27 protein-coding genes are annotated in these 21,516 nt (G+C 54.4%); 6 read left to right on the top strand and 21 right to left on the bottom strand.

Going from position 1 to position 21,516, the window contains the following annotated elements; translation table 11 throughout:
* Window positions 1–2: 2 nt before the first annotated feature.
* From ACQCLF_RS02445 to ACQCLF_RS02415, 7 genes are all read right to left on the bottom strand, one after another.
* The gene (locus ACQCLF_RS02445) at window positions 3–1,499 is read right to left on the bottom strand and encodes a hypothetical protein (RefSeq protein ID WP_426984726.1); all 1,497 of its coding nucleotides are present in this window, start codon (window positions 1,497–1,499) and stop codon (window positions 3–5) included.
* On the bottom strand, window positions 1,492–2,034 hold the full coding sequence (locus tag ACQCLF_RS02440) for a phage tail protein I (RefSeq protein ID WP_426984725.1): 543 nt from the start codon (window positions 2,032–2,034) through the stop codon (window positions 1,492–1,494). The genes ACQCLF_RS02445 and ACQCLF_RS02440 overlap by 8 nt, the downstream gene beginning before the upstream one ends.
* Entirely contained in the window at window positions 2,031–3,032 is a 1,002-nt protein-coding gene (locus ACQCLF_RS02435; RefSeq protein WP_426984724.1) for a baseplate assembly protein, read from the bottom strand. Before ACQCLF_RS02435 ends, ACQCLF_RS02440 begins: the two co-directional genes overlap by 4 nt.
* Window positions 3,029–3,391: a GPW/gp25 family protein gene (locus tag ACQCLF_RS02430; protein ID WP_426984723.1), complete on the bottom strand. Its 363-nt coding sequence runs from the start codon at window positions 3,389–3,391 to the stop codon at window positions 3,029–3,031. Before ACQCLF_RS02430 ends, ACQCLF_RS02435 begins: the two co-directional genes overlap by 4 nt.
* A gap of 3 nt (window positions 3,392–3,394) precedes the next feature.
* A complete protein-coding gene (locus ACQCLF_RS02425) occupies window positions 3,395–3,592 on the bottom strand; it encodes a hypothetical protein (RefSeq protein ID WP_426984722.1) in 198 nt (65 codons plus the stop codon).
* Between the two features lie 2 nt (window positions 3,593–3,594).
* The gene (locus ACQCLF_RS02420) at window positions 3,595–4,185 is read right to left on the bottom strand and encodes a phage baseplate assembly protein V (protein WP_426984721.1); all 591 of its coding nucleotides are present in this window, start codon (window positions 4,183–4,185) and stop codon (window positions 3,595–3,597) included.
* A gap of 74 nt (window positions 4,186–4,259) precedes the next feature.
* Window positions 4,260–4,691, bottom strand: a complete 432-nt coding sequence (locus ACQCLF_RS02415; protein ID WP_426984720.1) for a hypothetical protein — start codon at window positions 4,689–4,691, stop codon at window positions 4,260–4,262.
* 349 nt (window positions 4,692–5,040) lie between these two features.
* Here ACQCLF_RS02415 and ACQCLF_RS02410 point away from each other — a divergent pair, with 349 nt between their 5' ends.
* Together ACQCLF_RS02410 and ACQCLF_RS02405 are read left to right on the top strand one after the other, a co-directional pair.
* The gene (locus ACQCLF_RS02410) at window positions 5,041–5,316 is read left to right on the top strand and encodes a BrnT family toxin (RefSeq protein ID WP_426984719.1); all 276 of its coding nucleotides are present in this window, start codon (window positions 5,041–5,043) and stop codon (window positions 5,314–5,316) included.
* A complete protein-coding gene (locus tag ACQCLF_RS02405; protein WP_426984718.1) occupies window positions 5,294–5,584 on the top strand; it encodes a BrnA antitoxin family protein in 291 nt (96 codons plus the stop codon). The genes ACQCLF_RS02410 and ACQCLF_RS02405 overlap by 23 nt, the downstream gene beginning before the upstream one ends.
* A gap of 76 nt (window positions 5,585–5,660) precedes the next feature.
* Here ACQCLF_RS02405 and ACQCLF_RS02400 read toward each other — a convergent pair whose 3' ends face one another.
* The 11 genes from ACQCLF_RS02400 to ACQCLF_RS02350 form a co-directional block, all read right to left on the bottom strand.
* On the bottom strand, window positions 5,661–6,113 hold the full coding sequence (locus ACQCLF_RS02400; RefSeq protein WP_426984717.1) for a phage virion morphogenesis protein: 453 nt from the start codon (window positions 6,111–6,113) through the stop codon (window positions 5,661–5,663).
* Between the two features lie 2 nt (window positions 6,114–6,115).
* Window positions 6,116–6,583, bottom strand: a complete 468-nt coding sequence (locus tag ACQCLF_RS02395) for a phage tail protein (protein ID WP_426984716.1) — start codon at window positions 6,581–6,583, stop codon at window positions 6,116–6,118.
* A complete protein-coding gene (gene lysC / locus ACQCLF_RS02390; protein WP_426985221.1) occupies window positions 6,580–6,840 on the bottom strand; it encodes an Rz1-like lysis system protein LysC in 261 nt (86 codons plus the stop codon). The genes ACQCLF_RS02395 and lysC overlap by 4 nt, the downstream gene beginning before the upstream one ends.
* A gap of 319 nt (window positions 6,841–7,159) precedes the next feature.
* Entirely contained in the window at window positions 7,160–7,540 is a 381-nt protein-coding gene (locus ACQCLF_RS02385; protein ID WP_426984715.1) for a YcbK family protein, read from the bottom strand.
* A gap of 9 nt (window positions 7,541–7,549) precedes the next feature.
* Entirely contained in the window at window positions 7,550–7,825 is a 276-nt protein-coding gene (locus tag ACQCLF_RS02380; protein ID WP_426984714.1) for a phage holin family protein, read from the bottom strand.
* A gap of 8 nt (window positions 7,826–7,833) precedes the next feature.
* Window positions 7,834–8,175 (bottom strand): putative holin, encoded by a 342-nt coding sequence (locus tag ACQCLF_RS02375; protein ID WP_426984713.1) that lies wholly within the window; start codon window positions 8,173–8,175, stop codon window positions 7,834–7,836.
* 17 nt (window positions 8,176–8,192) lie between these two features.
* On the bottom strand, window positions 8,193–8,411 hold the full coding sequence (locus tag ACQCLF_RS02370; protein WP_426984712.1) for a tail protein X: 219 nt from the start codon (window positions 8,409–8,411) through the stop codon (window positions 8,193–8,195).
* Window positions 8,408–8,881 (bottom strand): head completion/stabilization protein, encoded by a 474-nt coding sequence (locus tag ACQCLF_RS02365; protein WP_426984711.1) that lies wholly within the window; start codon window positions 8,879–8,881, stop codon window positions 8,408–8,410. Before ACQCLF_RS02365 ends, ACQCLF_RS02370 begins: the two co-directional genes overlap by 4 nt.
* A gap of 98 nt (window positions 8,882–8,979) precedes the next feature.
* Window positions 8,980–9,690, bottom strand: coding sequence for a phage terminase small subunit (gene gpM / locus ACQCLF_RS02360; RefSeq protein WP_426984710.1), 711 nt, complete (start codon window positions 9,688–9,690; stop codon window positions 8,980–8,982).
* Between the two features lie 9 nt (window positions 9,691–9,699).
* The gene (locus tag ACQCLF_RS02355; RefSeq protein WP_426984709.1) at window positions 9,700–10,728 is read right to left on the bottom strand and encodes a phage major capsid protein, P2 family; all 1,029 of its coding nucleotides are present in this window, start codon (window positions 10,726–10,728) and stop codon (window positions 9,700–9,702) included.
* Between the two features lie 58 nt (window positions 10,729–10,786).
* Window positions 10,787–11,584 carry a GPO family capsid scaffolding protein gene (locus ACQCLF_RS02350; protein ID WP_426984708.1) on the bottom strand — a complete coding sequence of 266 codons (798 nt, stop codon included), beginning with the start codon at window positions 11,582–11,584 and terminating at the stop codon, window positions 10,787–10,789.
* A 139-nt stretch (window positions 11,585–11,723) separates the two neighbouring features.
* Here ACQCLF_RS02350 and ACQCLF_RS02345 point away from each other — a divergent pair, with 139 nt between their 5' ends.
* The 3 genes from ACQCLF_RS02345 to ACQCLF_RS02335 all read left to right on the top strand — a co-directional run bounded on the left by ACQCLF_RS02345 (window position 11,724) and on the right by ACQCLF_RS02335 (window position 15,417).
* Window positions 11,724–13,505 carry a terminase large subunit domain-containing protein gene (locus ACQCLF_RS02345; protein ID WP_426984707.1) on the top strand — a complete coding sequence of 594 codons (1,782 nt, stop codon included), beginning with the start codon at window positions 11,724–11,726 and terminating at the stop codon, window positions 13,503–13,505.
* The gene (locus ACQCLF_RS02340) at window positions 13,502–14,533 is read left to right on the top strand and encodes a phage portal protein (protein ID WP_426984706.1); all 1,032 of its coding nucleotides are present in this window, start codon (window positions 13,502–13,504) and stop codon (window positions 14,531–14,533) included. Before ACQCLF_RS02345 ends, ACQCLF_RS02340 begins: the two co-directional genes overlap by 4 nt.
* Before the next feature lie 119 nt (window positions 14,534–14,652).
* Window positions 14,653–15,417, top strand: coding sequence for a DNA adenine methylase (locus tag ACQCLF_RS02335; RefSeq protein WP_426984705.1), 765 nt, complete (start codon window positions 14,653–14,655; stop codon window positions 15,415–15,417).
* Between the two features lie 1,075 nt (window positions 15,418–16,492).
* Here ACQCLF_RS02335 and ACQCLF_RS02330 read toward each other — a convergent pair.
* The 3 genes from ACQCLF_RS02330 to dctP are packed head-to-tail and all read right to left on the bottom strand — an operon-like array spanning window position 16,493 to window position 20,119.
* On the bottom strand, window positions 16,493–17,134 hold the full coding sequence (locus ACQCLF_RS02330) for an RpiB/LacA/LacB family sugar-phosphate isomerase (RefSeq protein WP_426984704.1): 642 nt from the start codon (window positions 17,132–17,134) through the stop codon (window positions 16,493–16,495).
* 60 nt (window positions 17,135–17,194) lie between these two features.
* Window positions 17,195–19,096: a TRAP transporter large permease subunit gene (locus ACQCLF_RS02325; RefSeq protein WP_426984703.1), complete on the bottom strand. Its 1,902-nt coding sequence runs from the start codon at window positions 19,094–19,096 to the stop codon at window positions 17,195–17,197.
* Window positions 19,097–19,126: 30 nt separating this feature from the next.
* Window positions 19,127–20,119: a TRAP transporter substrate-binding protein DctP gene (gene dctP / locus ACQCLF_RS02320; RefSeq protein WP_426984702.1), complete on the bottom strand. Its 993-nt coding sequence runs from the start codon at window positions 20,117–20,119 to the stop codon at window positions 19,127–19,129.
* Between the two features lie 163 nt (window positions 20,120–20,282).
* Between dctP and ACQCLF_RS02315 the strand changes: the two genes are divergently transcribed.
* Window positions 20,283–21,464, top strand: coding sequence for a glycoside hydrolase family 88 protein (locus ACQCLF_RS02315; protein ID WP_426984701.1), 1,182 nt, complete (start codon window positions 20,283–20,285; stop codon window positions 21,462–21,464).
* The last annotated feature ends 52 nt before the right edge of the window (window positions 21,465–21,516 follow it).

The following is a 21,516-nucleotide window of genomic DNA, read 5'->3' as shown; positions in this document are numbered from 1 at the left end:
CGTTATCCTATTCGTTGCATTAAAAAGGCTTCGCTGGCCGTGCCTGATCCGCTTGCTCCTCGGCAGCGCCAAGTTCCTAAAAGGATATGACTGCTTGATGTAGCCGCGCTGATATCAATGGTGTAGCACCGAGTGAAATTTGAAGAGATGTAAACGCCCCGTGCTCCATTACGCGGGGGCAGCAGTGTTTCAGAATCTCGCGCGGCCAATACGGTATGTCCGACAGGAAAACTTCTTTCGGAATCTCCGGTTGCACCAGTGAAGCGCACATAGCGGCTGTCGTGATCACCGCTACCTCGATGATCATTCATCGCTTTAGCCTGCAACACAATAGATGTGCTGGCACTGGTCCGGCTAGACGTGGTTGAAGGGTTTTGCTGGGCGCCGCTTTGAATTCCGTTTAATTTTGATTTGTCGCTATTGCTCATAAACCCGTTTGCGGAAGTGGTGGCCACACCATGGCTGTGAGTACTGGGTGAAAAAGTAGTCGGCTTGCCGCTGATCTCATTCCATGCATGCGTGTGAGAAGACGCAGGGAACGAAGTGGGTTTTCCTGACACTTCAGCCCAGCTTGGCCAACGAGTGGCGGTGGCCGGTTTGCTGGTAACCTCTGACCAGGGGTGGTTGTGCGAGCTGGGTGGAAAAGTCGCCGGTTTGCCAGACACTTCTTCCCATGATGGCCACCGTGTCGCTTGAACGGGCTTGCCGGTTACTTGATCCCACCCGTGGGAGTGCGACTCGGGCGGAAAGCTGGTGGGCTTATCGCCGACTTCATTCCATTCAGGCCAGCGGGTTGCTTGCTGTGGTTTTCCGGTTATTTCGTTCCATGAGTGGTTGTGCGCGGAAGGTGTAAACGTCACCGGCTTTCCAGATACTTCAGCCCATTTGGGCCAGCGTGTCGCATGATCGGGTTTATTGCCAATAGTATTCCAGTCGTGTGCGTTTTCTTCTTCACGGTGGCGGTTAATGGCCTGGCGGGTTTTGCGAGCGGTCATGGCCTTGCGGTCGTTCTCCCCTGCAATCGCCTCTGGGGTATCGGCCAATTGCAAAACGCCCGGCACGATTTCGGTGCCTGGAGGCAACAAAAAGCCGGTGCCGCCGAAACTCAGGCTTTCGACATTCACGGTGGTGAACGCTGCATCGACGCTGAGCAGCATCATGCTTCGTGCGTTTTTCTCCAGAATGGGTGCGTCAGTCTGGGAGTAAACGGCGAACAGTACACCGGTATTGGTAACCAGACCGAACTCACCCAGTGAGTACACGGCGGTGCTTTCGTCCCTAACGGTAATATGGATTAAATCATCGGCCACGGCAGAACCGCCAAAGGTGTCCAGTTGCGCTATTTCATCAACCAATTCGGTTTGTTCGTCGGTGGGTTCATAGCGCGCGGCACCGATGGCGATCTTGGTGATGGTCAGTGGCAAGGTGCCGCTGTTCTCCGCATTGATCAGGGCTTGCCGACCTGCGTTGGTGACGCGAAGTGTTAAGGCGTTACTCATGTTCGTTTAACTCCAGGCGATGATAGGTGGCGGCGCGGGCCACGGCGGCAATACCGATGTTCAACCGCGCGCTGACACCGGCAGTAACAGTGAAGTAGGAGCGAACGGGTTTGTTCCTCTGTACCTCATCAATAATGTCTTGCTGGAACTCGGCGGTGACGGGCTGATCGCCCATTGAATTGGCATTGATGGTGACACGGAAGCTGTGCGGCGGTCCGGGTGGATTGCTTTCCCAGCCTTCCCGTAACGCGACGGACGCGCCGAAGGCTTCAACCGTTTCTCGAACGCTCAGCGCCGTCCCTTTGCGGCGTTTAATATTCACCGCATTGCGTAGCAGCGAGCGCTTGACGCTGGCGGGCCAATAGCTTTTCCAGGTATCCACACCCAATGACCAGGCTAACCAGGGCAGAAGGGCCTCGGGGCAAGTGTCTGGGTTCCACAGGTTACGCAGTGGCGTTTCCACACGGGAGAGTCGCGCGGTGGTTTCCGCGACGGCGCGCTCCAATGACGTGGTGGCGGGTGGTAACAGGCTCACGTGGCCACTCCGCCGTGTTCAATGTCAATGTCGGTGCAGTGGGCGGCTTGCGAGCCCGTGCAATTAATATCGGCGCTGGGCGTTTGTATTTCCACTCGCTGAACACCAGCGACGTGTAATGCGGCGTAAATGCCTGAGCGGGTGATCGCTCGCCCCAGCCGTTTATTCTCGGTGACGTAAGTGGTTATGTTCTGTTGAGCGGTAGAAAGTACGACGTCGGTGTCCGGCCCGGGATAGGTGTAAAGCTGAGCGTTGACCTGGTACGGAAGAATGTCAGCGCCGCGCGCGTTGACTCTATCGGTCATTGGGCGAAGGTCTTCCGCGCTGAGAGCAAGGCCAACGGCATTCACCAATTCTGAATCGGGGTGGCCGTCGCCGTCGCGCGACAATATGTTGATAACAACATCGCCAGGCATAGGCTGCTCCAGCCCCGCATCGTAATCCACTTGCAGCACAATGCTATTGGGCGGTAGTTGAGCCAGCAGCGCTGGCTCTACCTCTGCCTGGCTGAATGTGGGTGCATCGGCTGTGGCGTCCAGTATGCGGCCATCAACGGACAGCGCATGGTAAACGTAGGCGCGCTCGGGGCCAGCGGTGCTGAGTCCATCCAGCGCTAATTGAATGCGTAAACGGAAGTCTTCGTCGGTTTCATACGTTGGTGGCACGGGCGGCGTGGCGGTGTTGTCGCCGGGAGCCGTGACCAAGCGCTCCACACCCAGTAGCACACCGAGGTTGTCCAGGTCGCCGTTCAGAGCATAGGCCAGCATGACGGCACGGGCCGCTTCATTCACACGTTGGCGAACGAGCATTTCCCGGTAAGCGCATACTTGTACCAGTTTGGTGAGCGGTTCGGACTCTAATGCCAGCACGTCCGCCAACTGTGGATCGCGAGCAATGAGATCATCGCAGGTATCGTTAAAGAGGGTTTCAAAGTCCAGCTCTTCCACCACATCGGGTGCGGGAATACGGGATAGATCAATGGGGCCTTTGCTACTCATGCGGATTGTCCGTTGGGTAAGGTGAGTGCCAGTTGGGCGCGCTCGGTGGTGCCGGTATCCAGCCGAACCAGTTCAACCGTTAACTGGGCGGTGCCAGGGCGTTCGGCATTTACCGCACGGCTGATTTTCTCCACCTGCACGCGGGGTTCAAACTGGGCAATGCTGATGGCGGCAGCGGCGTAGCTTTGCAACAAGGTGGTGGCATTCAGTGGCTGGTCGATTAAGTCCGGTAGCAAGGATCCGTAGTCACGCCGCATAGTGCGGCTGCCCACCGGGGTGGCCAGAATGTCGGTCAGGCTTTGGCGGATATGGTCAATGCCCTGTAACGCTTTCCCGGTTTTTGCGTTCATGCCGCGCATAGATTACCCAATGTTGTACTGTCCGGCGCTGCTGCCATTGTCGATGGTGACTTGCGCGTTCGCCTGCAGGTGTTCCACAACGGCTTGTGCCAGAGCGCTGCACATGGCTTCGGTTTTGGCGTGTTCGTTATTGGTAACAAAACCCGCGTCAGCGAGTTTGGTGACCATTTCACCCGCCAGGGCACTGGCACTCATCGGCATGTTTATTTCCCCGCAAATACAGAGCTGGAACAGTCGGAGTGAGGCGCGCCGGTATAAGCGCAGATGTGTGCCCCGGTAACGACGCCTTTGCCATCGTTGAGCTTGATGTTCGGGCCACTGACGTTGATGTCTTTTTTGCCGGTCAGTGTAGTGGTGCCCGTCACGTTGGCTTGCAGGTTACCGCCAACTGTGGCCGAACAATTACCTTCTACTGTGAGCTGAACGCTGCCCTTTATGGTCAGGCTGAGCTGGTGCGTTTGGTGGTTGTACTCAGCAAAACTGCCATCGGGGTATTGGTGTCGGTGTACATCCGGGCTACGTGAGGGCGGTGGCTGGGTTCGGCTGGTCAGGCTGGCCAGGATGATGCCTTGATCAAGATCACCACTGGGGCACAACAGCAGTACCTGCTCTCCAATGACGGGAGGGTTCCACTCGTGGGTGTCGGCGGCACGAGAGGTGGTCCAGCGCACCCAGCCGGTCAGGTTCTCGCCGGTTTGGATCCGGGCGCGCTCGGCCTCGTGGTCCACCTCGGCCACAATGCCGGTGCGGATCAGGTTGTGCAGCAGGCGCATAACTTCGGTGATGTTTGTCATGCACCGGATGATGACACCCGCGCGCGTAACGCTCAGCCGCGCGCGGGTGTATCGGGGGCGGTTACAGCGTTAAGTTACGCACCGGGGCGGGGGACGCGAACAGTGTGCCACTCGCCGCTGTCCAGGCTATCGCTCAGGGGCTCTTCCACCAGGTGGAGAAAGCTGCATAAGTCATTGGGGGAAAGAGTGAGGTTGTCTTGGGTGATCACCCCGGTAATGTCCCGGAACAAGCGAAGGCTATCGCGGGCGGTTTGTGCCCGGTAAAAGCTATCTTCGCTGAGGCGAACGTCCATAAAAACCATATCGTCTGGGGCAGGTGCTGACGTGGCCACTGGTGAGTCTTCGGCGCTCAGAGCGGCTTTCAGCGCTTCCTCTTCGGCCAGCAGGGCTTTGTAGTCGGCGAGTTGGCGTTGTTCGTGCTCGGCGATGCGTTGGCGCAGGGCGGCCAGTTGGTCGGCGGGTGAGGTGGTGTGGGTGGACTTGGGTTTACGGGTGGGGTTGGTCATGGCATTTACCTTTCGTATTAGGGTTTAAAATCCGTCCACGCCGAGGCTAATCGGGTGGACGGAACTGTGCGGGTTAGCCTTACCGGAACGAAAGCAAACCGGCGCACCCGAAGGTGCCCCACACAGCCCGCCCATAACAAGGCTTGCCGTTTTTCGGGCACAAAAAAACCGCTGTTCAGCGGTGTGCCCGCTTTCATATTTCCAGGAGGCTAATCCTGACCGCTGGATTTGCCAGCGGTAGAATAAGTTTAGGACAAGTGGCGGGTGTTTACAATAGTAGTGCGATTCTAAACTGCTCGTCGGTTGAAAGTGCTTGTATGACCCTCTTTATTGTAGTTACAATTAGGGTATGCTGATTGACTACGACCCTCAGAAAAATAACCGCAATATCCAGGAAAGGGCACTGCCCTTTGATCGGGCGCGGGATTTCGACTTTGAAACGGCTCTCTTTAGCCTGGACGAACGCAAAGACTATGGTGAGACGCGGGTGCATGCGATTGGGTTTCTCGGCGAGCGCCTGCATGTGTTGCTGTTTGTGGAAATAAGGGGTGGTATTCGTGTGATCAGCTTTCGCAAAGCCAATAGACGGGAGGTAAAGCGTTATGAGCAAGCGACCCAACCCTGAAATGACAGACCAGGACAACCCGGAGTGGACTGAAGCCGATTTTGCGAAGGCGGTGACCTTCGACAAGCTGCCTGCCTCGTTGAAAAAGACGCTGTCCAGCCGTACTCGTGGCCCGCAAAAAGCGCCTACCAAGCAGTTACTGTCTGTGCGCTACAGCCCCGAAGTCGTCGCGAGTTTCAAAGCTACCGGCGCTGGCTGGCAATCTCGAATGGATGCGGCGCTGAAAGACTGGCTGAAAACGCATGATCCGAAAAAAATCCGGGCTTGATCCATCTGGCCTTATACAAAGCCGCCTACGGGCGGTTTTTTTATCTTCGGCGCCCGTGCTCAAAAGCGGGGGCGGTCTACTTTCCACTGCCAATCAACTGATACACCTGGTCCAGAATGCGTTCCTGATCAACTCTGGAAAAGCCCAGCAGCTCGCGTGAGGGGTAGTGGTGCTCGGGGCCATCGGGTGTGACCTTGTCTCTAAGGCCGTAGTGGTGCACTGCAGCAATACGGCCCGCTCGGGACAGCAGCTGGACCGATGCGGCATTGGGTGAACTGGAAATACGCAGGTGTTTGGTTTGCCGTAACTTGGTAAACATGCCTTTGCGCCGCAGGCGGCCGCGTTGGCTGCGAAGCGGTGCGCGTGGCGCGAAGGGTGTGCCGTCCGGCTCGACTTGTTGTTTGATGCGCTGCTGATTGCTGCGTCGTAAGTCGCGCGCAATGGCCGCCGTTAATCGGCGGCGGGCGGCATTGCCCAGCTTATTTAAGTGTGGGGTTAACCACTCACCAAGCTGCTCCAGATCGTTCACTGCTAGGCTCCGTCGTCAGGAACGGTGCGTGTCCCATCCGGGCCGCTCGTTGTCAGCTCCCATGAGGCATCGGCATTCATTTGCATGGCTGGTTCGGGCAGTATATGAGTGATGGTGCGTTGTCCCTCCTGGAAGGTTACCACCACCCGTTCTGTGAGTTGAACGGTAAAGGCCAGGTCTACCTTCTCCTTGTCCAGAATTTCGCTTTCAAATCTCAGTATCTCTTCCGGGTTAAAGCCTGGCTCCCGCACACTGATCCACTCCAGTAGCGGTAGCACAATGTCGTCCACATTACCGGCCCAGTCCGTGACGATAATGCGGGCGGGCAGGCGGTATTGGTGCGAGTAGTTGTTACCGGGGTGGAAAATAATCCGTCCGTCTTCCACGAAGGTTAACAGGCGGTCCGGGTCACGCTTGAGGGACGGAACGCGTTGCATCAAATAGTCGCGTAAGTCATTGAGCTTTTTCATGGTGTATCCAGAGCCTTCTGGTGGCAACGAATGATCGCATCCACTTGTTCGGCGCATAGCGCCCAGTCTGCTCGCACCTGCTCAAGTGCGAGGTTCATATCACCGTTTACTTGGGGCGCGCTCGCTCTTAGCTGGCAGGGCGTTGGTGTGTTGCAGGTAAGCTCGATAATCGGCGGCGGAGGTGAAGGTGGGGTGGTTGTGCACCCGACGAATAAGGTCAGGCAGAGGCTGGTTAGCCCAGTCACGTAGGGTGGCATTTTCACGTTGCAGTCTCCTGAGTGTTTGCACACGGTCATCGGCGGCCTGAGTCATTGAGGCCAGTTGTTGTTGCAGGTGGTTGTGCTCTCGGGCTCTATTCCGGCTTAGGTTGCGCAGGGTGTCAATCGTTGATTGAGCCTGAGCGTAGTTAGCACTCAGGCTTTGGTGCTGCGTTTTTATGCGCTCGGTTTTGCCACGCTGTTCGGCCAGCTGTGTTTGGGTCTTATGCAGCGCGATGGTTTGCCAGGCAATGCCCAGGAGCAACAGCAAGGCGATGATGGCAGCACTGCCGATGAGCTTTATCTTAGAGGCCATGATTTAGTAGCTCCAGATCGCACGTTGAGCGTGAGGGCGGGTGTCCAGGTGAATAAATCGAGGCTTCCCGTTTTTCTGGGAAACGCCAATGCCGTAGAAACCGTGTTGTACGGCCAGTGCGACTAAGTCCCAGGCGTTGTTGCCTTGAGTGCGAACATCGACGGCTATGCCGTTGGCGTGTTGGCCGGGTGTGGATTTTTCCGCTTCAATACTGTGCTGTGGGGAGCGGTAGCCGCTGGTGATGATCATTGGCTGTCCGTACTCGGTGCGCAGTGCCTGAAGCCGAATTAAAAAGTCGTCGTCTACGTTAAGTTCTCCGGTTTCCTTACAGCGAAATTCATCCGGGGTGAAGTCCGGGTATTGGGACCAATCGATATCGGGCATGGTTTTCTCCTAAAAGAAAGCGCCAAGGTTTCCCTTGTGCCGCAAAAACAGCCAGGCCATGCCGACGCAAAGCCCCGCGTACAAGTGTGCAATAACACTGTGAGTAAATCCGGCAAGGATCAGCCATGCCGCCATGCACAAGGTCAGGTTGATCAACAACCACGCCAGAAAGGCAACGCCTCGACGGTAGCGGCGCTTTCCTCGGCGGAAGGTTAGAAGCCGCAGGGCCATGTAAATATTGGCCAGAGCGGCGACCCAGTTTGCGATAGACGTTGCCAACTCCATAACCCCTCCTATTTCGGGCGAAGCCATTGATTGATATCTATCTGGTCCACACTGTTGATGAGCTTCAAGCCCAAGCCAATCACGCAGGCGGAAAATACGAAGCTGCTGACGGCGGGTTCACCAAAAATATGACCGAGCACCGCTGGGCCGCCTACATAGCCCATAAAAAGGCTGATGATCAGGTAAACAAACCGATGAACCAGTTTTAAATCTTTGCTGCTCATAACGAACAGGCTTGCGCCTGCGGTGGCGCCAATGAGCGTGTTGGCATCCAGTCCGGTCAGTAGCGCCGTTAGTGTGATTCCGGCTGTGGTGGTTGCCGCAACAGCAGTGGTACTCGGCTCGGCCATGATGGCTCCTGTTGTAATCAGTCCCACAATTTCACGGTGGTGCTTGTGGGCTCGTTGTTAACGATGGGCATATTGACTGGGGTGCCTGACGGCAGCAGTGGGCCTAGCTCGGCCAGTCCGGGGTTGGCTTCCAGTACCGCTTCGGTGACCTTTGCCGTGCGTCCGTAGTGGCGGTGGCACATGGCGTCCACGGTATCGCCATGTCGAGCGGTAACGCTGTCGGAGGTGTCACTCATATCAGTTCCACCGTGGTTCTGGATTCACCCATTAGGTCATTGATGGCCCAGGCTGCATCCCGCCGGTAATCGTCGGCCACGGGTTCCAATTCCGTAGCCTTACCATGCCCTTCTCGGGTGGTGTCGTAGTCGCGGTAGCGTTCGACGACATTGGCTTTTGCCAGACAGTAAACCGCGCGCTGATAAAGCCGTTCTGCTGCGCCTTCGGGTTGACCGCGCTGTGAAGGTACGTCTTTCAATGAATCCACGCCGTTTGCTTTGCAAGCCATGACCCAGTTCCATAGGCGATTGTTTGCTTCGAGCATGGCGGCTTCCAGGGCGTGTTCGGCTCGTTCGGATGTGGTCACTGTATCTACGCGCATGGCGCGTCGAAATGCCAACACGCTGATCTCCGGGAAGAAGCTGTGGTTGGCTAAGGTCTTGTCGGCCTCTTCGTTGACGGCGGGTGTGTTCGGAGCGATCAGATTCATGGTGTTTCCCTTAGAAGGCGGTGGGCGGTCGGCTTTTGCAGTAAACTGCGCCAGCCTTCCGCGCCGCCTGGCGTCGAGGTCGACTCGGTACTGTCCGGTTATTCGTTAACCAGACGCTGCAGGTTTTCAATGTCTTTCTTGACGCCTGCGTGTTCGTTCAGTGATTTGGCTCGCTCTAAATTGTCGAGTGCCAGCCGGTAATCCCCCAGCAAGGCTTGCAGGTAGCCGCTGGCCTTGAAAAGTTTGGCGCGCACTTGGTCGTGCATATCATGCTTCTCGGTAAGGGCGGCAATGCGAGCCAGTAGCTTTAGGTCCTCCACAGCATCAATGCCTTGGTCGCCGTCTGGAATAATCCGGTTTTCGATGCTGCCCTGTTTCCATACCGGTTTAATATCTTTGCGCAAAATCGCTTCTGCGGCGTCCTCCAACAGAACGGCGGCGGGTTTACGCTGGTACTCTTCCGGTGTGTTCAGGTCGTGCTCAAGTACATACTCGCCAATGGCGACGGCGATATTCAGTTGGCCCACATCAAGGTGCCATACCATGAGGGTGGTAAGCACATCGTCCTGGGCGCCTTTGCCAGCGTCGAGTACGCCGTCAATGTATTCCTGGTACTGCGGCAGCAACTCGCGTTTGAGTTCGATCTTCCGTTCAATACTTTGCACATCGTGCAGTCGACGACGATCTTCAAGCAAAGCGACTTTCATCAACTGGTAAGCGTCTCCGGTTTGAGGCGCGTCCTGTTGGCTCTGCGCCGCTTGAGCGGCGGCAGAGGCTTTCAGGAAATGTTTTCGAGCGGGGCTGGTCATAGCGGCTCCTTACCCTTGTTGGGCTTCTGTGAAGTCGCCCAGCTCAATGTTTTCAATCAAACAGCCGAAACCATAGTCTTCCACCACGTAATCATCGTTGGATGACTCGTAGTTCTCCACGCGGTTGTACTCGGGGGCTTCTTTGATATGGCGGCGGCGAGCACCTTCTTGCCAGTACAGGCTCAGGTTGGAAAGAGCGGTAATGAGAATGGCTCCGTCCGGCACATAAGGGGCGCGCACGGCCTGTTGTCCACCCAAGCGTTTCTGGCTCACCACCATATCCAGTGCCAGTTTTTCAGTGGGGGCGTTGTCGGTGTTGATCAGAGGGAAGTACTTGTCACTCAACAGCTTTCGACCACAGATCGCGACCAGTTCGGTGCTTTCACGGTGCCACGGATCAATCAGTTCATTGACGGCATCGTAAACCACGGCATCAAGGTTCGCGTAATCACCACCTTTACCCACGCGAATGACTCCGCCTTCAGAGCCCTCCTGCAAAACCCGTTGTGATGCGTTCTCGCGGTACTTCTGCAGCCATCCCTTGTTCACGTCTTGGAGGAGCGGGTTTGTTGTTCGGTTCGTTTGGGTCGCTACGCTGGTGCCGTTAAAACCGACCATGATGCGGTCCAGTGCCTGGCGATGAATGATGGCGTCCCGCAGCCGGGATTGGAAGTCAGGAAACTTGGCCCAGGCATCCAGAGAGGCGTAGCGGATAAACGTGTCAAACTCGGTGAACTGGCATTCGTAACCGTTTTTGTCCAAGGCGGAAACGTCGCGAGGTTTCCGGGGGCTGTCTGTGGTGTTGGTGCGTGATGCGACAGGGCCGGAAACGCCAACACCCACTTTTTCACCTTTTAGCTCTTTCACACCAATAACATTGATCTGGCGTAAGAAGTCGCTAGATTCCTGAATTTTGCTTTCCAGTGTTTGCTGTACGCTGGGTTCAACACTAAAGGTTTTGGTAGCGTCGCTGACGCCATTGAGTTGAGCGATACGGTGGGCGTATTGCTCAAACACTTTCCGGGTTTCATTGCGCATAGTGGTTGCCTTTCATTGTCAGTTGTTGGGGGAGTTGCCCGCATTGGTGTGTGACGATCTAGCAGTCCGTCTGGATAGTGTTGTCTCCACCGGTGGCCGTGGTCCGTTGGTAGTGGTTCCCCGGTGTCGAGTCCAGTGCGGACTTTAGCTGATCAAAGTCGGCTTTAAGCTGGGCGAACTTTTGGTCATTGTCAGCAGCCGTTACAGCGCGAACCTGTTCATCCAATTCGCTAACTTTCTCTACCAGGCAACCCATAGCCTCTTCCAGGTCACGCTTGAAATCAGCGAACTGCGTGGTTGATGCCTTTCGGTGCTTAGAGAACAGTTGTTTAACGGTGTCGACCAGGCTGGTTTCTGGCTCGGATGGCTCATGGCCTGAGAAATCCAACTCAAACTCTGCGGCGCTGAATAGGTTTCGGGGCGATTGTTTGCGGGCGGCCAAAGGATTGGCTGAGGCAGAAGCTGAGAACTTCAGCATTTCCGCCCCCAACGTAGCGGGTGTATCGGTAACCGCAAGTCCTACCAAGTACGCCTCTCCGGTATCTGCAAAGTCCGGATCGACTTCAATGCTGCAATACACCTTCTGACGTTTCTTGGAAAGCTCTACCAGATCGTCAGTTGGGTCCAGCTCCCCTATCAGGCAAAGCTTGCCGTTATGCTCTTCAGTGCTGAGTGCAACCACGTCGCCGTACGCTCGGAAGGGGCCGTCAGGTAGAACACCTTTGAAATGCTCAAGATTGATACGCGCGCCGTATTCTTTGGGGTTGTAGTTCTTGGCCATCTGCTCAATCCACGCACGGCTGATGTTGCGGCCGTCCGTGGTGGCGCCTTCGCGCGCGATACGGAATTTTTTCACGGTAGTGCCTCTCGGGTCGTATGGGTTTGTGCACAGAATCAACAAACCGTTCACGCGAGCCAAGCCGTCCGTGAAGTAAGAGGGGGATTTACAGCATACCGGCAATGCTCAAGCACCGTATCACTATCAAACTGGCGCCATGGAAACCAGCACTCAAACTATCCTCCCTGATTTAGCCCCCCGCCAGCAAGCTCGAATGTTGTATTGGCAAGGGTGGAGAATCGCGCGAATCGCAGAACAACTTGGCGAGAACCCCGCAACGGTGCATAACTGGAAGCGCCGGGACCAATGGGATGAGGCCATGCCGCTTGATCGCGTGGAATGTGCGCTGGAAGCCCGCATGGTCCAGTTGATCAACAAGGAACCGAAAGAGGGCAAGGATTTCAAGGAGATTGATCTCCTGGGGCGGCAGATGGAGCGCATGGCCAGAGTAGGTAAGTATAACGAGACGGGGAAAGAGAGTGATCTCAATCCAACCATCAATAACCGAAACGCAGGCCCCAAGAGAAAGCCACAACGGAATGACGTTGGTGAAGAAGGTGTTCTAGCGATTCTGGATGCATTTCACGACGGATTGTTTGAGTACCAACGTGGATGGTATCGGGCCAGTGTTGAAAACCGGATTCGTAACCTGCTGAAATCCCGGCAGATTGGTGCTACATGGTATTTTGCCCGTGAGGCCATTTGCAACGCTTTGGAAACCGGGAAAAACAAAATTTTCCTGAGTGCTTCCAAGGCGCAAGCGCATGTTTTTCGCCAGTACATCATTCAGTTTGTGCGTGAGAAGACGGGCGTAGAGCTCAAGGGCGATCCTATCGTTCTTCCCAACGGGGCGCACCTCCACTTCCTAGGAACAAATGCCCGAACAGCGCAAAGCTACCACGGGGATATTTACATGGATGAATACTTCTGGATCCAGAAATTCCAGGAGTTTCGTAAAGTCGCCAGTGGGATGGCGATGCATAAAAAATGGCATCAAACCTATATCTCCACACCATCAAGCATTACGCACGAGGCATACCCCTTCTGGAATGGCGACCTGTTCAACAAACGCCGCCCCAAAGATCAACGCTGCAAATTTGATATCAGTCACGAAGCCTTGGCCCGTGGTGCGCTATGCCCAGATGGACAATGGCGACAGATCGTCACCGTTGAGGATGCCATACGGGGTGGCTGCGACCTGTTTGACTTGGAACAGTTACGGCTTGAGTACAGTCATGACGAGTTTATGAATCTACTGATGTGTGAGTTTATGGATGACACTCTGTCGGTATTCCCACTGGGTAAATTGCAGCCGTGCATGGTGGATAGCTGGCTGGTATGGAGAGATTTAAAGCCGTTTGCACCCAGACCTCTGGGCGACACTGAGGTCTGGTTGGGATACGACCCTTCCGGTGACTCAGAGAGCGGGGATGGCGCTGGTCTGGTCGCGGTGGCTCCTGCCAAAAGTATCCTGAAAAAGCACAGGATCATCGAAGCAGTAAAGCTGCGGGGCATGGATTATGAGGCACAGGCAAACGAAATTCTTGCGTGGTGCCGACGTTATAACGTGAGCTATATAGGCATCGATATCACCGGCTTGGGGGATGCGGTAGCTCAGTTGGTAGAAAAAGAATTTCACAATGTGTATCGCTTTCAATACTCGCCGGAAGTCAAAAGCCGATTAGTGTTGAAGACCCAGCACGTCATTGACCGAAACCGCTTAGAGTTCGACGCCGGGCGGACAGATATTGCCCAGTCATTCATGGCTATACGCCGCACTATGACAGATAGCGGGCGAAAGATTACCTATACCGCAGGGCGCCGTAAAGACACTGGGCATGCCGAATTGGCGTGGGCCACGATGCATGCCTTGGCGAACGAACCGTTGGACGGCCCCAGCGAGGGCACCAGTCAATCCACTATTGAGATTTATTCATGAGTAAACGCCGCAGGAAACCTCAGAAACGTCAGACTGCTGTATCGAACGCGGAGCCGGAGGCGTTTACCTTCGGTGCGCCAGAGCCGGTTCTTAACCGTTATGACTTTCTATACAACGGCTGCTGGCAAGTCAACGCTCGATACTACGAGCCACCGGTTGACTTGGCGGCCTTGGCTAAAATGTATCGGGCAACGGCTCACCACGGATCGGCCTTACAAGTGAAGCGCAACATTCTGCTCAGAACCTTTCAGCCCACCAAATGGTTGCGTCGAAGTAGCTTTACAACACTGGCGCTGGATTACTTAGTGCTGGGGAATTGCTATACACAGCAAGTGCACTCTCGGCTCGGGAGTTTGTTGGAGGTTCGTCCGGCACTTGCTCGCTACGTGAGAGTTGGGGTGCAACCAGGTACTTTTTGGTGGGTACACCACTGGTCGGATGAGACGGAGTTTGACCTTGGATCCATTGCTCATTTGAAAGAGCCTGATTTAAACCAGGAAGTCTACGGGGTGCCAGATTACCTCGGTGCGTTACAAAGCGTGATGCTGAATGAAGGAGCCACGTTGTTTCGCCGGAAATACTATGAGAATGGCAGCCATGCCGGTTTTATCCTGTATATGACTGACGCGGCACACAAGCAAGAAGATGTTGATAACTTGCGTCAAGCCTTGCGGGATGCAAAAGGCCCCGGGAATTTTCGAAACCTGTTTATGTATGCACCAAATGGGAAGAAGGACGGCATTCAAATTTTGCCGGTCAGTGAGGTGGCCGCCAAGGATGACTTCTGGAACATTAAAAACGTCAGCCGTGATGATCAATTGGCCGGGCACAGAGTGCCACCTCAGTTGATGGGCATCATCCCCGCGAACACGGGTGGCTTTGGAGATGTGGAGAAAGCGGCAAAGGTTTTTGTGGCGAATGAGCTGGAGCCTTTACAGGAACGTCTGCTTGAGCTGAATGACCTGGTAGGAGAGGAAGTTATCAAATGGCGACCCTATTCATTGGGTGTTGAATCCGATAACCATTAAAGGTGACGCCTTGGCAGGTGGCCGCCTGCCAAGACGCAACAATGTGCGACTACTGCTTTTTAAAGCCTGCTCATTGCTAAAACTATTTTACCATTCCAATGCAATGAAAGCAGGTACCCATGACAAAGCCAGTTCTTCCTTGGATGGGCGGTAAACGCCGCCTCGCAAAACATATACTGCCCCGGTTTCAATCACACGCCACTTACGTTGAACCCTTTTGTGGTGGTGCGGCACTATTCTTTATGAAAGACCCCAGTAGACATGAAATTATCAATGATCTAAACGGCGAGTTGGTGAACCTGTACCGAGTCATTAAACACCACCTGGAAGAATTCACACGGCACTTCAAATGGTCACTGGTCAGCCGTCAGGAGTACTTGTGGAACCAAGCCGCCGAGCCTAGAACCTTGACTGATATCCAGCGTGCTGCCCGATTTTTTTACCTCCAGAAGCTGGCCTTTGGTGCGAAAGTGGTGGGGCAGAGTTTTGGCGTTTCAGTGCGCAGCCCTGCAGGACTAAACCTGTTGCGGCTTGAAGAAGAACTTAGCGCGGCGCACCTTCGTCTCTCTCGCACCACGATTGAAAGCCTGGACTGGCAGGAGTGCTTTCGGCGCTACGATAGGCCCGACACCTTGTTTTATTTGGACCCACCATATTGGGGCACCGCTGGCTATGGGACCGACTTCGGGCTTTCCCAGTATGACGCCATGGCGGATCTGGCATTGGCGGCTAAAGGACAGGTCATTATCAGCGTGAATGACATTCCCGAAATGAGATCCGCCTTCAGTCGCTTAAAGCTCTCTCCCGTCGATATCCGCTACACCGTAGGCGGGGAGGGCAGCCGTGCCCGCAAAGCCCGCGAACTGATCATAACCAACCGTTAACGCCTCTCCTGCGCCTTTGAGCCGCCATTCGGCGGCTTACCTCACCCCAGCTCTCTCCGGCCCCTACTAAAGCTCTCAGCCGCGCTCGCGCGCTGTCGACTCCCCGCCCCGCCTGCGCGCTAAACGTGTGGGTTTTTAGCCAACTGAAAATAGTGCTGGAGGCGCTTCGCTTCTGGAGTCCGGAAGGAAATCAATAGTCAAAAAATTTATTCAAAATCATTCACTTATGCGCGTCTTCAACGGCTCCTTGGAGTGCTCCAATAGCTCATGTACCGAGAAGGTTTTGGTCGAAGTGTTCGGAGGTAGGGGGAAAACAAAGCGTGGATCCGTGGATAAAGCCAAAAATAACTATAACCCTTTGATTTTTAACAAACTACTGTCCACGGGAAGGCCCACAGAAAAGCGTGGATGATGGTTGAAATCCGTGGATCATTTTTTAACCAGTCAAAAAAGCCGTGGATGTGAAGGCTACCTCTATTATTCCTTTCTAGGTTTCTTTTTCTTTTAAATTCAAAGAGATAGAGAGATAGGAGCGAACATTGGTTAAAAAAGCATCCACGGTTGGAAAGTAAAAAATGTGGAAAAACAGGGGCGGATTGTGGAGCGGGAAAAACAGAAAAATCAATAAAAACATATAGTTACAACTAATGCCCACGCATCCACGGGTTTGGGAGCGTACTCCCGCTCTGAGAATATCATGGCGGGTGGATAGGTCGCCTTGGCTCTTTCCTCTGCGAGAATGTGTCAGTGGTCGGTGGGCACCAGGCTGCTTAAAGGAGTGTGCGGGTTCAATTCCGGTTCGCGGCGGTAGGCTGAGTATTGCTTCGGTGGGTGAGTTTTACGTAAGTTTTACGTTTTATTGGGCGTAGCCCTTTAATATCAGTGGGTTAAGTGTCCGGCCTTGGGCACCATTTCGACATCCGATGCCGTCCGGTATCGTCCTAAAAGCCCCGCCATGCGGGGCTTTTTTGTATCTTTTCAGGCCGTTGGCATTCAAGTGATTTGACGGTATTAGAGCGTCGCTGATTACACGCTTTGAGCAGCGTTACCGCAGAGTGATCTCTGCGGCGCCTCGTTAATTATTCGCAATGACTTCTCTTACAAAGCGCTCGATAGCCTCGTCCTGACAGTAAGCAAAAAAGCATTCCTGAAAACGCTCCCCGGATACCGCGGTTTTCACCAGGGCGGAATCGATGCTCTTGAGCGCTTCGAGGTAGTCTTTGGCGACCCAGCGTTTTATATCATTCAGAATCCCGGCGTTTTCCACTTGAGAGGCTTTCCGTTCGGGAGGATAGCCCTGGCCGCGATCAGAGCCAAACGCTTTTTCAAAAATGTAACGCATATTGAGTTCCGCTCCCCAGCCAAAGCCTTTGGCGAAAGGAAGGGCAAGGGCGTTACCGTTGTTGATCTGCGCAAACAAGTAGGCATCTGAGGGATCGATACAGTACCCGCACGTAACCCCCGGGTATGCGTTCAGCGACATAAGCGATCCCTGGCCGGTCCCACAACCACTGACGACGAAATCAACGGCCCTGGCATTCAATAACAGACTGGCCATGATTCCCAAGTGAATGTAAGTCAGTCTGTGATCCTCAGGCCCGTTCATACCGACATTGAAAACGGTATGCCCGCCGTTGTTTGCAACATGCTGAAGCTCGGCCAGAACGACGGGATTTTTTTCAGCTTGACTGAACTCATTCATCAAAGCGATTTTCATAATCTATCTCCTATATGTTAAGCACCGGTACGGGGGCGCTCTGTTTCCCCAGGGGGGCTACTACAAGCCAAGAAGCTTTGGCAGTGCCAGGCTTATGGCGGGGATGAAAGTAACCAGTAAAAGACCGGCTACCTGCATGGCAAAAATAGGCAGTAGAGGCGAAATAATGCGAGTCATTTTTTCGCCTGTAATGCTGCAAGAGACAAACAGCACGGTGCCAACGGGAGGGGTCACTACGCCGAGTGCCAAGTTGTAGACGATGATGATCCCAAAGTGAATAGGGTCGACCCCTAGTTCTGTCACTACAGGAAAGAATATCGGGGTAAAGATCAGCATTGCTGGCGACATATCCATAAACACGCCAACGAGTAAGAGAATGGCATTAATCAATAAAAGAATAACGTATTTATTGTCACTCAGAAGCGTGAGCAAATGACCAATGGTGTCTGGAATAGAAGTAAATGTCATTGTCCAGCTCATTAATCCGGAGCAGGCAATCAGAAAAAGGATGACTCCCGACACCACCGCCGTTTCGATCAGCACTTTTAGCAGGGAGGCCAGGCTGAGTGTGCGGTACATTAGCGCAAGAATTAAGCTGTAAAGAACGGCCACCCCGGAGCCTTCAATCGCAGTGAAGGCTCCACCCAGAATGCCACCTATGACTAGAACCACCATTAATAAACTGGGTAGAGCTCTCAGGATAATTCGTCCGGCTTCACGGCGACTGTAATGATGGTTTTCAGCGGTGTAGCCTTTGCGCTTGGCGTATAGAAACGCAACCAGCATAACGCACCCGCTCATGATGAGGCCGGGCAGATAACCGGCGACGAACAGCGCAATAATTGACGCGCTACCACCGGTAATAATGGAATAGACAATCAGTGCCCCCGAAGGTGGAATCAGCATGCCTGCTGGCGCGGAGGCGGCATTGATCGCTGTGGTCATGGGCATGTCGTACCCCTTCTCCCGCGCGACCGGAGTGGTAATTCCGCCGATGGCGGATGCAGCGGCTATCCCTGAGCCTGATAAGGTCCCAAACAGCATATTGGACAGAATGTTCGCTTGCCATAGGCTGCCGGGAATCCGTTGCCCCAACATCATGGCCAAGTCAATAAGGCGTCGTGCCAGCCCGGTTTCATTCATGAGGTGGCCCGCGAGAATGAAAAAGGGAAGCGCGAGAAACCCGAAGCTGTCCAGTCCACTGAAAATCGTCTCACCGATGGTTGGCATCACCGTAGCGGGGTTTATGTGAAGGAACAGCGTTAAAATTCCAGAGAAAGCCAGGCCTACGGCAATGGGGCTGCCAATAATCAGGAAGGTAAAAAAAGTGCCAAACATGACGAGCAGAGAGCTTAGTGAGGGATAGTGTGAAACCCAGCTTTGGAAAATTGCGCTCTGTGCCATCGCCCAAACGATGCCAATCAGTGCCGCGAGCAGCGGTAGAGGCAGAATGAGTGGTGCTGCCGAGGCGTTGCCGCTTTTCCACAAAATGAGCAAGCATCGGAGCTGTGAGAATACGGTGGTTATACCGGCCAGAACAAGCACCACTTGTAGTGTTCCGATGGAAATTTGAAGCATGGGGGTACGCATTAACGCGTTGAAAAAGAATGAGTCATAGCCACCCCATATTAAAATTACCCCAAAACCCAACGTCAGGTAGTGATTAAGGGCCCGAACGAATTGCTCGCTCTTTCCAGATAGCGCGTCGACGAGAAGCGGAAGGTTCAGGTGGCGGTCCAGAAGAAAGCAGTAGCCGCCGCCAAGAAGGCCCAGCCATATGAGTGCGTACCGCAAAAATTCTTGCGTTAGCATGCTCGGAGCGTTGAATAAATAGCGGGAAAGAACCTGATAGAAAATGGCGAGAGACATGGCCGCCACCAACGCGGCGAGACTGTAACCGAGACCTTTACTGGTCAGGGAGGTCAGCGTTCGGCCTACGTCAATGGAGCGGGATGTTGTCATGAATGACTCTCTAGGAATGATTACACAGAATCAAGGCAGTTCGCGACCCGCAGCCCGGAAAATGGCTTTCAGGGTGGCTCTTTGGATGGGGTCCTGGAGTGCCTCGCGGTACATCGGTTCTACGGCGTTAATAAAGGGCGTCTTGTCCACAGGGACGAAACGCACGCCCATCGACTCCTTGGCGAGTGCCACGGCATTGGTTTCGTTGGCTTCGGCAAACGCCACAGACTTCAGGCTGACTTTGCGAAACTCCTCCTGAACGATAGCCCAGTCTTCGGGTTGTAGTTTCTCTGGGAACTGCAAACTGGTGACGACAAAGTCTGTTAAACGGGTTTGCTCGGTGACCAGGGCATACTTGGCGACTTCACCGAACTTGGCCTGATAAATTCCAGCCAGTCCACCTTCTGCGCCGTCGACTACGCCCTGTTGGAGACCGGAGTAGAGTTCCCCAAAAGGTAACAGCACGGGAGTGGCACCAAAGCGTTGTAGCATTTCGATATAGGTTTTGCTGGGGATGCTTCGCAGCTTCAATCCCTTGAGGTCGTCGATGCTATTGACCGGTACGGTGGTGTAGATACTGCGAAAGTCGCTACTAAGGAAGGCCAGCGGTGCAAAATGGTGGCGTGCGGCGGAGGCAAAGAGGGCTTGATGCACCTTGGGATCACTCATGACGGCACGGTATTCGTCCGCCGAGCGAAAGAGGTAGGGCATATTGATGACACCAAACTCCGGAATGACGCTCTCCAGGGCCGCGCTATTGACCAGCCCTGCATCAATAACACCGCGCTGTACCTGCTGAAGGTATTGCAGCTGATCCCCGAGCAGTCCGTTGTGAAAAACTTTAAAGCGTACTCGCCCCTGAGTGCGCTGCTCAATATGTTGGACGGCCTCTTCAATCAACCGCCCGGCGGTTCCGTCCTTCTGGACGCTGGTCGCAATGCGGTAGGTGCCAGCCCAGGCACATATCGAATCGCCCAGGCTGATAAGAGCCAGCAATAGTAAGGCGGTGGAGCGAAAGTGCATGTAATTCGATCTCCCCGAGGGTGGTTATTGCCCATCAATGGTTTTCCTCGCCGACGTTGATGGTGGCAAAAGTGAATAGAAAAATCAACGAAAAAATAGCTATTGACGAAACTATTTCGTTAAAGCAGAATTGTTTCGTTGAATTTTACTAAGGTGATGTGACATGCAAGCCGAACAGGCCTCTTACTTTGCGCAAAAGGATGATCCCGCTCCCATCAGTGCACACCGTGAGGCATTAATGCGATGTGTAAAGAGGCTGCACGAATCCCGGATTATTGCCGGGGTGCGTAACCCAAAGGTTGGCAAGGAAGGGAACCGGTGGTCCTACTGCAAGGGTTACGACTGGGTGATGGGGTTTTATTCGGGGCAGCTCTGGTTGGCCTATCAGCTGACGGGAGACCCGGCTTTACGAGAGGCGGCTCAGTCTCGACGCTCCCAGTTTCGAGCGGTTCTGGAAGATCGCAAGGCGCGAGACCATGACATAGGATTTCTTTTTTCGCTGCACTCAGTGGCTGACTGGCAGCTGACGGGCGACAAAGAGGCGCGCGACATGGGCCTGGAGGCGGCCAGGTCGCTGCTGGGGAGATTTCGTGAAGAAGGTGGCTATATTCAAGCGTGGACACCAAGAGGGCCGCATGATCGGGAGCAGGCTCGCTTCGCCAATGGCCGAATGATTGCCGATACCATGCAAAATCTGGCGTTATTGCACTGGGCTCATCGTGAGACCGGGGTTCGGGATTTCTACGACGTTGCGACGATTCATGCCGATACCACTCGACGGCACCTTGTGCGCAAAGACGCTACCAGCTTCCACACCTTCCTGTTTGATCCCGCCTCAGGGGAACCATTACGTGGAGAAACTCATCAAGGGTACTCGGATGATTCTTGTTGGGCTCGTGGGCAGTCCTGGCTGATTCACGGGTTTGCCAACGGCTACGCCGCCACCGGAGATTCCCGGTCGCTCGACAGCGCCCGGGCGGTCGCCGATAAGGCAATGAGTCTGATGGGAGAAACCTCTGTGCCGGTGTGGGACTTTTCTCTGCCAGCGGACGGCTCTCACCCGATTGACAGCTCGGCAGGCGCGGTTATGTCCGCCGGTATGTATTTGCTCGCGGATCTGACCGACGGTGAGGAGTCCGAGAAATGGCGCACGCATGCCCGACGTCTTCTGGATGGGTTACTGGAGCAGTGCGATCTTACCGGTACGCCCGGTGCGGAGGGCTTACTGGCTCATGGCGCGGCATTCGTGCCAGCGGGCCGCAGTGATGCCATGCTTCCATACGGCGACTATTACTTCATGGAAGCATTGATGCGCTCGTTGGGACACCGGCAATTTTTCTGGTGATAGGCCCGAAAAGCGCGAGTTGTTTCCCGTGCATGGACGATGCATAGTGATA

The sequence above is a fragment of the Marinimicrobium sp. ARAG 43.8 genome (genome assembly GCF_050113635.1).
In the GTDB taxonomy this organism is placed as follows: domain Bacteria; phylum Pseudomonadota; class Gammaproteobacteria; order Pseudomonadales; family Cellvibrionaceae; genus Marinimicrobium.
This window is presented reverse-complemented; position numbering and strand designations above follow the sequence as displayed.

What these genes read in the sequence shown, in the direction of transcription:
- ACQCLF_RS02445 (WP_426984726.1), bottom strand. Translation starts at nt 1,499, where the DNA reads ATGAGTAACGCCTTAACACTTCGCGTCACCAACGCAGGTCGGCAAGCC.
- ACQCLF_RS02435 (WP_426984724.1), bottom strand. Translation starts at nt 3,032, where the DNA reads ATGAGTAGCAAAGGCCCCATTGATCTATCCCGTATTCCCGCACCCGAT.
- ACQCLF_RS02430 (WP_426984723.1), bottom strand. Translation starts at nt 3,391, where the DNA reads ATGCGCGGCATGAACGCAAAAACCGGGAAAGCGTTACAGGGCATTGAC.
- ACQCLF_RS02425 (WP_426984722.1), bottom strand. Translation starts at nt 3,592, where the DNA reads ATGCCGATGAGTGCCAGTGCCCTGGCGGGTGAAATGGTCACCAAACTC.
- ACQCLF_RS02420 (WP_426984721.1), bottom strand. Translation starts at nt 4,185, where the DNA reads ATGACAAACATCACCGAAGTTATGCGCCTGCTGCACAACCTGATCCGC.
- ACQCLF_RS02415 (WP_426984720.1), bottom strand. Translation starts at nt 4,691, where the DNA reads ATGACCAACCCCACCCGTAAACCCAAGTCCACCCACACCACCTCACCC.
- ACQCLF_RS02410 (WP_426984719.1), top strand. Translation starts at nt 5,041, where the DNA reads ATGCTGATTGACTACGACCCTCAGAAAAATAACCGCAATATCCAGGAA.
- ACQCLF_RS02405 (WP_426984718.1), top strand. Translation starts at nt 5,294, where the DNA reads ATGAGCAAGCGACCCAACCCTGAAATGACAGACCAGGACAACCCGGAG.
- ACQCLF_RS02395 (WP_426984716.1), bottom strand. Translation starts at nt 6,583, where the DNA reads ATGAAAAAGCTCAATGACTTACGCGACTATTTGATGCAACGCGTTCCG.
- lysC (WP_426985221.1), bottom strand. Translation starts at nt 6,840, where the DNA reads ATGCCACCCTACGTGACTGGGCTAACCAGCCTCTGCCTGACCTTATTC.
- ACQCLF_RS02385 (WP_426984715.1), bottom strand. Translation starts at nt 7,540, where the DNA reads ATGCCCGATATCGATTGGTCCCAATACCCGGACTTCACCCCGGATGAA.
- ACQCLF_RS02380 (WP_426984714.1), bottom strand. Translation starts at nt 7,825, where the DNA reads ATGGAGTTGGCAACGTCTATCGCAAACTGGGTCGCCGCTCTGGCCAAT.
- ACQCLF_RS02375 (WP_426984713.1), bottom strand. Translation starts at nt 8,175, where the DNA reads ATGGCCGAGCCGAGTACCACTGCTGTTGCGGCAACCACCACAGCCGGA.
- ACQCLF_RS02370 (WP_426984712.1), bottom strand. Translation starts at nt 8,411, where the DNA reads ATGAGTGACACCTCCGACAGCGTTACCGCTCGACATGGCGATACCGTG.
- ACQCLF_RS02365 (WP_426984711.1), bottom strand. Translation starts at nt 8,881, where the DNA reads ATGAATCTGATCGCTCCGAACACACCCGCCGTCAACGAAGAGGCCGAC.
- gpM (WP_426984710.1), bottom strand. Translation starts at nt 9,690, where the DNA reads ATGACCAGCCCCGCTCGAAAACATTTCCTGAAAGCCTCTGCCGCCGCT.
- ACQCLF_RS02355 (WP_426984709.1), bottom strand. Translation starts at nt 10,728, where the DNA reads ATGCGCAATGAAACCCGGAAAGTGTTTGAGCAATACGCCCACCGTATC.
- ACQCLF_RS02345 (WP_426984707.1), top strand. Translation starts at nt 11,724, where the DNA reads ATGGAAACCAGCACTCAAACTATCCTCCCTGATTTAGCCCCCCGCCAG.
- ACQCLF_RS02340 (WP_426984706.1), top strand. Translation starts at nt 13,502, where the DNA reads ATGAGTAAACGCCGCAGGAAACCTCAGAAACGTCAGACTGCTGTATCG.
- ACQCLF_RS02335 (WP_426984705.1), top strand. Translation starts at nt 14,653, where the DNA reads ATGACAAAGCCAGTTCTTCCTTGGATGGGCGGTAAACGCCGCCTCGCA.
- ACQCLF_RS02330 (WP_426984704.1), bottom strand. Translation starts at nt 17,134, where the DNA reads ATGAAAATCGCTTTGATGAATGAGTTCAGTCAAGCTGAAAAAAATCCC.
- ACQCLF_RS02325 (WP_426984703.1), bottom strand. Translation starts at nt 19,096, where the DNA reads ATGACAACATCCCGCTCCATTGACGTAGGCCGAACGCTGACCTCCCTG.
- dctP (WP_426984702.1), bottom strand. Translation starts at nt 20,119, where the DNA reads ATGCACTTTCGCTCCACCGCCTTACTATTGCTGGCTCTTATCAGCCTG.
- ACQCLF_RS02315 (WP_426984701.1), top strand. Translation starts at nt 20,283, where the DNA reads ATGCAAGCCGAACAGGCCTCTTACTTTGCGCAAAAGGATGATCCCGCT.